Below are 12,396 nucleotides of genomic sequence, written 5' to 3'. Positions count from 1 at the left end.
ATTTGAATGATGCTTTTCTTCTTTAATAAACGAAGCAGAAGGAAGGTGAAAAAAAATTCACCTTGTAATGGAGTTATGTTTACCCCTTGAAAATGCTTAAGATATGGGTTTCCAATCCATTGGATCACCCTTTTACCCATTTATTCCACCATAAAACAGTCTTTCCTGCATTTGAAGCATTTATCATATTTTGATATAATAGTGTGAAAATTGAAATATTTTAGTATTATTAGAGATTAAGAGAGAGAAAAGGGGTCATGCTGCTTATGAAGGTTTACATATCAGTGGATATGGAAGGCATTACGGGTTTAGGAGATTATACATATGTAAGCTCAAACGAAAAAAATTATGAACGCGGAAGAAGGATTATGACACAGGAAGCAAATGTTGTCATTGAGGCTGCGTTTCAGCAGGGAGCAACGGAAGTAGTAGTAAATGATTCTCATTCAAAAATGAACAATTTAATGATTGAAGAACTGCATCCGGACGCTTCTCTTATTACTGGAGACGTTAAGCCGTATTCAATGGTACAGGGGCTGGATGGAAATATGGATGCAGTTATCCTGCTGGGCTATCATGCGAGGGCCGGTCAAAGAGGGGTAATGGCCCATTCCATGACCTGGGGTGCTAGAAATATGTACATAAATGATACACCGATCGGCGAGCTGGGATTTAATTCTTATGTTGCAGGCTATTATGGTGTACCGGTCGTGATGGTGGCGGGGGACGACTGTGTATCTGAAGAAGCAGCTGCACTGATTCAAGGGGTACATACAGTTGCAGTGAAAAAAACCATCTCAAGATCATCCGTGAAAAGTCTTACTCCGGCTCGGGCAGGGACGCTATTAAAGCAGAAAACAGCGATTGCTCTGCAGGACATAGAAAACATTGCCCCGCTTGCGCCGCCCGATCAGCCTGTATTAAAGGTTGAATTTACGAACTATGGACAAGCCGAATGGGCAAATTTAATGCCGGGTACATCGATTATTCCAGGGACCTGCATTGTCGCCTATCAGGCAAAAGACATCTTAGAAGCATACCAGGCCATGCTGGTCATGACAGAGCTGGCAATGCGTACAACATTTTGTTAGGGGGAAAGCTGCTTGGCCAGATATATCGTTAAACGATTTTTCATCATGATTATTACTGTTCTTGTTATTGCCACACTGACGTTTTTCCTTATGCATTCAATCCCGGGCTCCCCATTTAATCAGGAGCGCGGGACAAGTGAAGCGGTGCAGGCAAATCTGGAAGCTTTTTACGGGCTGGATGAGCCTTTATATGTTCAATACGGAATGTATTTAAAAAGTATCGTTACTTTCGATTTTGGCCCTTCTATTAAAAATCCGAATCAAACCGTCAACGACTTATTATCAAGAGGGTTTCCCATCTCCTTTGAACTCGGAATCATCACGATTCTGGTGGCGCTAATATCCGGTGTGACGCTTGGGATCATCGCCGCGCTTCGCCACAATGGAGTCATTGATTATCTGGCAATGACATTTGCTGTGCTGGGTATTTCCGTACCAAACTTTGTCCTTGCCACACTGGTTATTCAACAGTTTGCGGTAAACTGGAGCATTTTGCCGGCCGCAACCTGGTCAAGTTCCGCTCATATGGTGCTGCCAACATTGGCGCTCGCCACGGGGCCAATGGCAATTATTGCAAGGCTGACACGCTCCAGTATGCTAGAAGTCCTGACGCAGGATTACATAAAGATGGCAAGAGCAAAGGGCCTGACCCCAATGAAAATTATTCTTAAGCATGCCTTGAAGAATGCCATGATGCCGGTGGTCACCATTCTCGGAACGCTGGTTGCAGCCATTTTAACGGGCACATTTGTCATCGAAAAAATATTTGCGATCCCGGGCATGGGCAAATATTTTGTTGAAAGCATAAATGGAAGAGACTATCCCGTCATCATGGGCACAACCGTCTTCTACAGTTCGATTCTCGTGTTCATGCTGTTCCTGGTTGATGTTGCCTACAGTTTACTGGACCCTCGCATCAAACTGAATGCAAAAGGGGGAGAGTAAAAATGAAAAAGCCGCATGAAGAGCTTTCGCCGGCCAATCATGAGATACCGCAGGATTGGTTCAAACCGGTTGAGAAAAATCGAAAAAAAGCAGAAGAGGTGGTAAGGCCTTCTTTATCCTATTGGCAGGATGCGTGGAGAAGACTACTGACAAACAAGCTCGCAATGAGCGGTTTTATCTTTTTAATTTTATTAGCATTAATGGCGATTTTCGGTCCTGTTTTTTCACCGCATTCCGCTACCTTTCAAAATCTGCCCAATCAAAACCAAGCGCCAAGCATGACACATTTATTCGGTACGGATAATCTCGGGCGCGATGTTTTTACACGGACTTGGTACGGAGCACGAATCTCCCTTTTTGTAGGGTTAATGGCAGCGCTAATTGATTTTTTTATTGGCATTATTTATGGCGGAGTAGCCGGCTATAAAGGGGGCCGCACGGATACGGTCATGATGCGAATTGTGGAGATCCTCTACGGTCTTCCTTATTTGCTTGTTGTCATTTTGCTGCTTGTGGTAATGGGTCCAAGTCTGACAACAATTATTGTCGCGCTGACTGTTACTGGCTGGATTGGCATGGCAAGGATCGTCAGGGGGCAGGTGCTGCAAATTAAAAACTATGAATTTGTTTCTGCCTCCCAATCATTTGGAGCAAAAACCTCCCGCATCATCCGGAAAAATTTACTGCCGAATACAATGGGTCCAATTATTGTCCAAATGACCTTAACCGTTCCGACAGCTATATTTGCTGAAGCATTTTTAAGCTTTTTGGGTCTTGGAATTCAGGCTCCGCATGCAAGCTGGGGAGTAATGGCAAATGATGCATTGGGCACGATCATATCCGGTCATTGGTGGAGATTATTTTTCCCGGCACTTTTTATTTCCTTGACCATGTTTGCCTTTAATGTACTGGGAGACGGACTGCAGGATGCCCTGGATCCGAAGCTGCGAAAGTGATAGGAGAGAGAATATGAAGCTGGCAAACTACGAAAAAACGGAAGTAAAGAATTCGGTAAAGCAGGAAGAACCGGTTCTTCATGTAAAGGATCTGGAAGTAACATTCAAAACGTATGGAGGAACGGTCCAGGCTGTTCGCGGCGTCAGCTTTGATGTCTTTAAAGGTGAAACGCTGGCGATTGTCGGTGAATCAGGCTGCGGCAAAAGCGTAACATCCAGCGCAATTATGGGTCTGATTCCTTCACCGCCTGGCGAAATAACAAATGGCCGGGTCCTTTTTAAGGGAAAAGAGTTAACGTCCCTTTCAAAGAACCAATTAAGAGAAATACGAGGCGCAGACATTTCTATGATCTTTCAGGATCCGATGACCGCGCTCAATCCAACATTAAAGATAGGTGAACAGCTGACTGAAGGAATTAGACAGCATACATCCATTTCGTCAGAGGATGCCACAAAAAAAGCGGTTGAAATGATGAAGCTTGTTGGCATCCCAAACCCGACGGAACGCTTAAAGCAATATCCGCATCAATTCAGCGGAGGGATGAGGCAGCGGATTGTCATCGCGATTGCGCTGATGTGCGAACCGGAGCTTCTGATCGCAGATGAACCGACCACAGCACTTGACGTAACGATTCAAGCGCAGATACTGGAGCTGTTTGAGGAAATTCAGCAAAAAACGGGTGTATCCATTATCTTAATCACACATGATTTAGGTGTGGTAGCGAAAATCGCCAATCGAATCGCTGTTATGTACGCCGGGAAAATTATTGAAGTGGGAACAAAGCGTGAGATTTTCTATCAGCCAAATCATCCGTACACAAAGGGACTGCTGCATTCGGTTCCGCGGCTTGATTTAAAGGGTAAACCGCTTGAACCGATTGAGGGCACACCACCGGATTTATTTGCACCTCCAGCCGGATGTCCCTTTACAGCCAGATGCCCGCATGCGATGACTGTCTGCGAAAAAATCATGCCGGAAACCACAAGGCTGACAGAAACACATGATGCAGACTGCTGGCTGCTTGATGAAAGAGCAAAGAAGTAAGGTCTTGGCTTAAAAGGGACGCGCCACAGAATGGACAGCTTTTAAGCCGGGACATAGTTACATAAAAAGGGGGAAACAGAATGAAAAAGTGGGGAATGCTGCTGCTGGCTATGTTGATGCTCGTTTTGGCAGCCTGCACAGCAAATGAAGAAGCAGGGAATGAATCAGAAGGTGATTCCGGGGGTGAAAAAGTTCTGCGCATGAATAATGGAACAGAACCAACCTCTTTGGATCCATCCATTGGTTTTGACGCACCATCCTGGAATATACTTAATAATTTGATGGAAGGATTAACACGCCTTGGTGAAGACCACCAGCCGAAAGAGGCAATCGCGGAGTCATGGGACATCTCAGAAGATGGATTGACATATACATTCCATATTAGAGAAGACGCGAACTGGTCGAATGGGGACCCGGTTACAGCCGAAGACTTTGTGTATGGCTGGACTTATATGCTTGATCCGGATACCGCTTCATCTGCAGCCTTTTTAGGCTACTTCATTGAAGGCGCCGAAGATTTTAATAGCGGTTCTGGTGATGCGGAATCTCTAGGTCTTAATGCTGTGGACGAAAAGACATTTGAAGTAACGTTAAATGCACCAACTGGATCTTTCCTAAATATCATTTCTAATCCATCATTTTTCCCGGTGAATGCAAAAGTGGCGGAGGAAAACCCTTCATGGTTTGCAGAAGCCGATTCGTTTGTTTCCAATGGTCCGTTTATGCTTGAATCGTGGAAGCATGACAGCGAGCTTGTAATGGCCAAAAATGAAGAGTACTGGGATAAAGACACGGTTAAATTGGACAAAGTTCACTGGGCGATGGTCAGTAATATAAGTACTGAGTACCAGATGTTTGAAAGCGGGGATATGGACATTTCTGAAATTCCTGCAGAATCAGCTGAAGAATTAATTGATGGAGACAATGTGAACATTGATGATCAGGCAGGACTCGCATTCTACCGCTTTAATGTGAACGAGGAACCCTTCCAAAATCAAAAAATAAGAAAAGCTATAGCAATGTCTGTCAATCAGCAGGAAATTGTTGAATTTGTAACTAAAATGGAAGAAAAGCCTGCTTATGGTTTTGTCGCTCCGGGATTTGAAGATGCAGAAGGCAATGATTTCCGTGAAACGAATGGCGATTTGATTGAATATAATCCTGAAGAAGCCAAAAAGCTTCTTGAAGAAGGAATGGAAGAGGAAGGGTACGATGAGCTTCCTGAAATCACGCTGTCTTACAGCAACACAGAATCAAATCGTGTAAGAGCAGAAAGTATTCAGCAAATGATTAATCAATCACTGGATATTGATATTAAGCTGTCAAGTGTTGAAGCGACTGTGTTCCTGGATGAGCAGCGCGGACTGAAGCATCAATTCTCCACCAGCTCATTCCTGCATGACTATGCTGATCCAATTAATGCTCTTGAAAGCTTCACAACGGATTCAACGATGAATCGAACAGGCTGGTCCAATGCAGAATACGATCAGCTGATTGCACAAGCGAAAGAGGAAGCGGATGAAAAAGCCCGTTTTGACCTCTTGTACGAAGCAGAAAAGATTCTAATGGATGAAATGCCGATTTTCCCGCTTTATTTCTATAACCAGGTTTACCTGTATGCTGATGATGTACAAAACATCGTCCGTCACCCAGTTGGTTATGTGGAATTGAAATGGGCGGATAAAACGGAATAATGGGTATGCCTTCAGAAGGAAACGTGATTCGCGTTTCCTTCTATATGAAGGCTTACATTCTTTGATGTGAAAAGGCTGTGAGGTTTCGCAGCTTTTTCAGAGCAAAGAAAGGAGAATGAAGATGCTTATACCGAAACGTTTAAAAAGAGGAGATACAGTCGGTGTCATTGCACCGGCCAGTCCTCCTAACATTCAAAATTTAGAGAAATCCTATTCATTTTTAACTCAGCTGGGTCTGAAAGTGCGCCTTGGAAATTACGTGCATAAAGTGAATGGCTATTTGGCAGGAAGTGATGAAGAACGGTTAGAGGATCTGCATGCCATGTTTGAGGATCCATCTGTTGACGGCATCATCTGCGCCGGAGGGGGCTATGGTACGGCAAGGATCGCCTCCAAAATAGATTATGAACTAATCAAACAAAACCCGAAAATCTTCTGGGGCTACAGTGATATTACTTTCCTGCATACAGCCATTCGTCAGGAAACAGGGCTGGTTACCTTTCATGGACCAATGCTTGCTTCAGATGTAGGGAAAGAAGAGTTTCAGGATCTGTCCAAAAAAATGTTCTGGCAGTTATTTGAGCCGAAGGAGCTTCATTACACAGAAGATGTATCTCCGCTTGAGATCATTTCAGAAGGAGAGCGTGTAGGAGAGCTTGTGGGTGGAAATCTCTCCTTAATCCTCAGCTCGATTGGCACTCCGTTTGAGTTGAACACGAAAGGAAAAATACTGTTTATCGAAGATATCGATGAGGAGCCTTACCGCATTGATGGAATGCTAAATCAGCTATTACTGGCAGGCAAGCTTGAAACTGCAGCAGGTATTGTCGTAGGAGATTTTAAAAACGCGGTTCCGACCAACAATAAGCCCTCCCAAACGCTGGATGAAGTACTGAATCATTACTTAAAGGATCTTGAGACACCGGTTATTAAAGGGTTTAAAATCGGACATTGCGAGCCGCATTTTGCTATACCTTTTGGCGTAAAAGCAAGACTTTCATCTAAAACGAAATCGCTCACCATTATGCCCGGTGTTCAATGAATGGAATAAAGGAGTCTTGGTATGAAAATACACGCAGTTGAAACATTTCGGGTATCCGTACCTTTAAAGAAACCATTTAAAACAGCGCTGAGAACGCTGGCTGTTGCCCAATCGATTATGGTGAAGATCACGTCAGAGGACGGCAAAACGGGATATGGGGAAGCACCTCCTACTCACGTCATAACAGGCGATTCATTAGCGGGTATTGAAACGGCTGTAAACGACGTGATTGCCCCGCTTATTCTTAACCAGTCCATCCTGGAGAGGGAAGGACTCCTGCATGCTGTAGACAGATCAATGGTGAGAAACTCAAGCGCGAAAGCAGCTGTGGATTGTGCCATTCACGACTTGCTGGCTCAGCACGCAGGTATGCCTCTTTTTCAATTCTTAGGGGGATATCAATCGGAATTCACAACGGATTATACAGTCAGTGTGAATGACCCTGCAGAAATGGCAGAAGACGCCAGTCAATTCGTTCAGGATGGTTTTCATACACTGAAAATAAAAGTGGGGACTGGTTCTATTCAGCTCGACTTGGAGCGAATTAAGGCGATCCGGGAAAAAGCAGGACCAGGCTGCAAGCTTCGTTTAGATGCCAATCAGGGCTGGACGCCTAAAGAGGCCATTTATGCGATCAGCAAAATGGAGGACGCGGGCTTTGATATAGAACTGGTGGAGCAGCCGGTTCAGGCCCATGATATCCGCGGTCTTAAACAGGTAACGGATCATACGTTTACGCCGATTATGGCAGATGAAAGTGTCTTTACCACGCAGGATGCTATCAATGTTCTGCAGACAAGAAGTGCTGATTTAATCAATATAAAATTAATGAAAGCGGGCGGAATCCATCAGGCGATCGCAATCAATAAGCTGGCTGAAGCATTCGGGGTTCCCTGTATGGTGGGCAGCATGATCGAAACCAAGGTTGGCATCACCGCCGCAGCCCATTTTGCCGCAAGCCAGCGAAACATCACCCGTTTTGACTTTGATGCGCCGCTTTTGCTGGCGAGAGATATCGCAGCAGGCGGTGTGGAGTATGCGGGTGAAAGGATGACACTTCCTCAAACACCGGGGCTTGGCATCACTGGTATTGAAGGAGTCAGTTAAAGGAGGGAATGGAATGGAAATCTGTGCAGCACAAATAAATGTAACAGCCGCAACCCTATGGACAGAAGCCTCATCGCCCCGCTCCATTGACGAAGCGGCGATTCAGCATCCCGTTAACCTGCAAAAATGGCTGGACGGGTTATCCGGTGAGGAACGAAAAGCTCTTTTAGATGAAAATAGAATCCAGTCACAAATTTTATATAACGAGCTGGTTTACATAATAGAGGAAAAAGACAGCTGGGCAAAAGTAGTCATCCCTAACCAATCCACGAAAAAAGATGAACGCGGTTATCCGGGCTGGATTCCGCTTGTGCAGCTGACGAAGCTTGAACAGGAAGATGCGGAGTCACTTCTTGAGATGCCGATCGCTGTAATAACGAAACACACCAGCTTAGTAAATCAGGATGGGAAAGAGATCATTCCGTTAAGCTTCAATACGGTTCTGCCTGTACTAACGGAAGCGGGAGAAGCGTTTGAAGTGTTAACGCCTCATGGTCCTGCTTATGTGAAAAAAACTGATGTGCTTACATATGAATCCGTTGAAGCCATTGCGAAAAAAAATGGAGAATCGATTATCCATAAAGCTGAACGCTTTCTGAATCTCGACTATTTGTGGGGAGGATTAAGCGATTATGGCTATGACTGCTCAGGCTTTACCTATACGATCTTAAAAGCCTGCGGCTATATCATTCCAAGAGATGCAGGAGACCAGGCGAAAAAAGGCAAGTGGATCGATAAGAAAGACGTTCAACCGGGAGACCTGCTCTTTTTTGCCTATGAGGAAGGCAAAGGGCGGCTCCACCATGTCGGCATTTATTATGGAGAAGGAAAAATGATACATTCTCCGACACCAGGAAAAAAAATACTGATTCAAACAATTGAAGGAAGCTTTTATGAAAAAGAATGGTGTGAAACAAGGCGTTATTGGCAGGAGTAATGAGATGCAGATAAAGATTGAATCAACAATGGGGGCATACGGGCATGGCAAACAGAGCATTACTAGAGGTTAAAGAACTGAAGAAGCATTTTGATTTAGGTAAAAATCAATTATTAAAAGCTGTTGACGGTGTAAGCTTTGAAGTTCATAAAGGAGAAACGCTGGGTTTAGTGGGAGAGTCCGGCTGCGGGAAATCCACAACCGGACGCACAGTTATGGGTATGTATAAGAATACAGAAGGAAACGTATTTTATAATGGAAAAGATGTTCACAGCATGAATGAAAAAGACCGCTTTTCTTTCCTTCGCAATATGCAGATGATTTTTCAGGATCCTTACGCCTCACTGAACCCCAGGTCAACGGTACTTGAAATCATTTCAGAACCGATGGATATTCACGGCTTATATAAAAATAAAAATGAAATGAAAAAAAAGGTGTATCAGCTTCTGGAGGATGTTGGACTAAACCGGGATCATGCAAACCGATACCCGCATGAATTCAGCGGAGGGCAGAGGCAGCGAATCGGGATCGCCCGGGCCCTTGCATTAGATCCGGACTTTATTATTGCAGACGAGCCCATCTCTGCACTCGACGTTTCTGTACAGGCACAGGTCGTAAATTTACTTAAAGCTCTTCAAATAGAGAAAGGCCTGACTTATTTATTTATCGCACATGATTTATCAATGGTTAAGCATATTTCAGACAGAATAGGTGTCATGTATCTTGGTCATATGGTGGAGTTAACATCCAGTGAAAAACTTTATGAGAACCCTCTTCATCCCTACACACAGGCACTTCTTTCGGCGATCCCGATTCCTGATCCCGTTGTGGAGGAAAAAAGAGAGCGCATTTTACTGAAAGGTGAACTGCCAAGTCCAATTGACCCGCCAAGCGGCTGTGTATTCAGGACCCGGTGTCCTTTAGCAGAAGAGCGTTGTGCCCTGGAAAAGCCGGCATGGCGTGAAGCGGAGAAGGGGCATTTTGTCGCCTGCCACTTAGTTTAATAATATTTCCATGTTTGTGGGTCTCTCCTATGGGGAATATTCTTAAAAACGGGAGGGATTACTTCTATGGGAAAATTGATTCGAAGAGCAATAAAATATGGACCAATTATTTATCCGATTATCCGAAAATTTATAAATAAACGCAAAGCCAAAAAATATTAATTTCAAAAAGGCTCGTAATTGGACGAGCCTTTTTTTATATGAAAAAACGATCATTAGGGCACAGAAAGCCTTTGCTGATAGGAAATAATGGAATTTGCTATTTTCAAATAATGTTCAGAAAATCCTCTGCAAAACCCATTGACACTACAATAAAAATAAGTTATTTCTCAAGGGGTTGCTATTTAAATTAATCCATGCTAATATTAGTCTATGCTTAATAAGTAACAATCTTTTAATTCACATGTTAGCAGGGATTATATATCTTCCGACATGTAGTCTGTGGTAACATGTGAATTGCTTATTTTTACATCGTTATTAAGTAAAATTTAACAAAATGTTGGAGGTTTTACCATGAACGAAGGTACAGTAAAATGGTTTAATGCAGAAAAAGGATTTGGCTTCATCGAGGTTGAAGGCGGCGAAGATGTATTCGTACATTTCTCAGCTATCACTGGCGAAGGTTTCAAATCACTTGAAGAAGGTCAAAAAGTTAGCTTTGATATCACTCAAGGTAACCGTGGAGACCAAGCTGCTAACGTTGTAAAATTATAATTTTACAAATAGAAACGACTGACACATCTGTGTCAGTCGTTTTTTTCTGTTTCAGCCAGTAAAAGGGCTGGTGCAAAGCCCAAAAATTATATTATTTGAGGTTATTTTAATTGCAACGATGAGGTGAACGGAGCGGAAGGTGGCGACTCCTGCAGGAATTGACGGCAAGCTGAGACCCCGCAAGGCGAAGCCTGAGGAGGCTCAAGCGAAGTCCCTGCGGAAAGCGCCGCCTGAAGCGCAGTGAACCGGTTCCAGCCTCATTCTTTTAGACTTCAAACTTTGAGCAGAAACTAATTAAGCTTAGGTAAACTGGTCCCTTTTGAAACCTAATGCTTGATCTTCGGAATAATAAGATTTTCTTCATTCTTTAAGGAAATATGGAGCTGATGATCTTTATTCAGTGAAGCAAAAAATACATAGCTTCTGTCAGAAATACCTTGAGATCTCAGCTGTTCATCGATCCATTCCTCATTCAAATTAAATTGCTCCAGTACCTCTTCTGAAATCGTCCCCTCCAAAATAACCGGAATCGCTAATGAGGAGCTTTTTACAATTTGTAAATCCTCTGCAGTAATACCGCTTTTCTGTGGTTTTTTTAATACACTCAAAGATCCGCTGGATTCAATAATAGCCGTTTCTACATCCAGAAGATCAAATACATCCTTTTCTCTAAGCATTTGAAGAATATTATCAATGGAGTAACCGATTTTTTTCATATTTTGATTTAGTAATTTCCCATTCTGGACAACCACTGTTGGTTCGAATGTTATGTATCGGCCAAATAACCTGCTGGATAATTTCCATTTTGCAACCAGTCGCTGCAATAGAGCGATGAGTATAATGGCAGCTGCAGTCGGCAGCTGATGGACCTCCGGATTAGCAAGTTCCGCTCCTACCACAGAACCAAGCGTAAGGATAACCAGAAAATCAAATATGGGCAGTTCCCCAATTGCCCGCTTTCCCATGAAGATTGTGACGAGCAGCAATAAAGGTAAAATTGTTACTACACGACCGAGAATAAGGGGTATTTCATTTGCAGTTTCAAACATGGAAAGACCTCCAATAAATTTACCAATTATTATTCATATGTTTATTTTCGCCATAATCATTTTTCAAAATACTGTTCCCCTGATTTCATTTTCTGTATCAAAAGATTCTTTTGGAATTTAACGTTTTAACCAGGACAATGACAGGGAAATGAAGAAGTAAGCAAAAGATGAAAGATAGATTGGAGCCGTATGGAATGGAACCCTTTAAACCGTTAGAACAAAGCTTTTATGATCAGCCAACCCTGGAGCTTGCCAAGCAGTTATTGGGCTGCCTTTTAGTAAAAGAAACAGAGGAGGGAACAGCATCAGGATACATAGTTGAAACAGAAGCCTATATGGGACCGGATGATCGTGCGGCTCACAGCTTTGGAAACCGGCGTACGAAAAGAACAGAAATTATGTTTGGTCAGGCTGGCTCCGTCTATACGTACACCATGCATACGCACACACTGGTTAATGTCGTCAGTGCGCAGACAGGCCGGCCGGAAGCCATTTTAATTCGGGCGGTTGAACCGCTTGGAGGACAGGACCTTATGGAAAGCCGGCGTCTTGGACGGCCAAAAAAAGAATGGACGAATGGGCCGGGGAAGCTCACAAAAGCGATGGGGATTACCATGGCTGACTACGGTCTTCATTTCTCCAAGCCACCCTTAATGATTTGCAGGGGCTGGCCAAAGGAACAATTCACAATATCAGCAGGACCGCGCATTGGCATTGATAATACAGGTGAAGCACGCGATTACCCCTGGCGGTTCTGGATAACCAGCAGTCCATATGTTTCGAAATTTCGATCACCACTAATTTAAAAAGGG

Annotated in this window: 12 protein-coding genes; 11 read left to right on the top strand and 1 reads right to left on the bottom strand. The window is 43.7% G+C overall.

Translation table 11 applies throughout. The features are described 5' to 3' along the window. Positions 1 to 266 precede the first annotated feature (266 nt). The 10 genes from E2R51_RS10725 (at position 267) to E2R51_RS10680 (ending at position 10,535) form a co-directional block, all read left to right on the top strand. The gene (locus tag E2R51_RS10725; protein WP_133377030.1) at positions 267 to 1,091 is read left to right on the top strand and encodes a M55 family metallopeptidase; all 825 of its coding nucleotides are present in this window, start codon (positions 267 to 269) and stop codon (positions 1,089 to 1,091) included. A gap of 12 nt (positions 1,092 to 1,103) precedes the next feature. Beyond that, entirely contained in the window at positions 1,104 to 2,036 is a 933-nt protein-coding gene (locus tag E2R51_RS10720) for an ABC transporter permease (RefSeq protein ID WP_133377029.1), read from the top strand. Positions 2,037 to 2,038: 2 nt separating this feature from the next. Continuing rightward, positions 2,039 to 2,992 carry an ABC transporter permease gene (locus E2R51_RS10715; RefSeq protein WP_133377028.1) on the top strand — a complete coding sequence of 318 codons (954 nt, stop codon included), beginning with the start codon at positions 2,039 to 2,041 and terminating at the stop codon, positions 2,990 to 2,992. Between the two features lie 13 nt (positions 2,993 to 3,005). Beyond that, the gene (locus E2R51_RS10710) at positions 3,006 to 4,037 is read left to right on the top strand and encodes an ABC transporter ATP-binding protein (protein ID WP_133377027.1); all 1,032 of its coding nucleotides are present in this window, start codon (positions 3,006 to 3,008) and stop codon (positions 4,035 to 4,037) included. An 80-nt stretch (positions 4,038 to 4,117) separates the two neighbouring features. Further along, on the top strand, positions 4,118 to 5,731 hold the full coding sequence (locus tag E2R51_RS10705; RefSeq protein ID WP_133377026.1) for a peptide ABC transporter substrate-binding protein: 1,614 nt from the start codon (positions 4,118 to 4,120) through the stop codon (positions 5,729 to 5,731). A gap of 121 nt (positions 5,732 to 5,852) precedes the next feature. Next, positions 5,853 to 6,773: a S66 peptidase family protein gene (locus tag E2R51_RS10700; RefSeq protein WP_133377025.1), complete on the top strand. Its 921-nt coding sequence runs from the start codon at positions 5,853 to 5,855 to the stop codon at positions 6,771 to 6,773. A gap of 21 nt (positions 6,774 to 6,794) precedes the next feature. After that, entirely contained in the window at positions 6,795 to 7,880 is a 1,086-nt protein-coding gene (locus tag E2R51_RS10695) for a mandelate racemase/muconate lactonizing enzyme family protein (RefSeq protein ID WP_133377024.1), read from the top strand. A gap of 13 nt (positions 7,881 to 7,893) precedes the next feature. Next, complete coding sequence (locus E2R51_RS10690; RefSeq protein ID WP_133377023.1) at positions 7,894 to 8,817, top strand: C40 family peptidase; 924 nt, start codon at positions 7,894 to 7,896, stop codon at positions 8,815 to 8,817. A 44-nt stretch (positions 8,818 to 8,861) separates the two neighbouring features. Next, positions 8,862 to 9,821, top strand: a complete 960-nt coding sequence (locus E2R51_RS10685; protein ID WP_133377022.1) for an ABC transporter ATP-binding protein — start codon at positions 8,862 to 8,864, stop codon at positions 9,819 to 9,821. A 513-nt stretch (positions 9,822 to 10,334) separates the two neighbouring features. Next, the gene (locus E2R51_RS10680) at positions 10,335 to 10,535 is read left to right on the top strand and encodes a cold-shock protein (RefSeq protein ID WP_041053681.1); all 201 of its coding nucleotides are present in this window, start codon (positions 10,335 to 10,337) and stop codon (positions 10,533 to 10,535) included. Between the two features lie 326 nt (positions 10,536 to 10,861). On the opposite strand, the gene E2R51_RS10675 is transcribed toward E2R51_RS10680, so the two are convergent. Next, on the bottom strand, positions 10,862 to 11,584 hold the full coding sequence (locus tag E2R51_RS10675) for a DUF421 domain-containing protein (RefSeq protein ID WP_133377021.1): 723 nt from the start codon (positions 11,582 to 11,584) through the stop codon (positions 10,862 to 10,864). 194 nt (positions 11,585 to 11,778) lie between these two features. Here E2R51_RS10675 and E2R51_RS10670 point away from each other — a divergent pair, with 194 nt between their 5' ends. Beyond that, a complete protein-coding gene (locus E2R51_RS10670; protein ID WP_133377096.1) occupies positions 11,779 to 12,390 on the top strand; it encodes a DNA-3-methyladenine glycosylase in 612 nt (203 codons plus the stop codon). The last annotated feature ends 6 nt before the right edge of the window (positions 12,391 to 12,396 follow it).

Source organism: Jeotgalibacillus sp. S-D1, from assembly GCF_004358665.1.
Classification (GTDB): domain Bacteria; phylum Bacillota; class Bacilli; order Bacillales; family Jeotgalibacillaceae; genus Jeotgalibacillus.
Note: the sequence above shows the minus strand (reverse complement) of the source record. Positions and strands in the feature narration are given on the sequence as shown.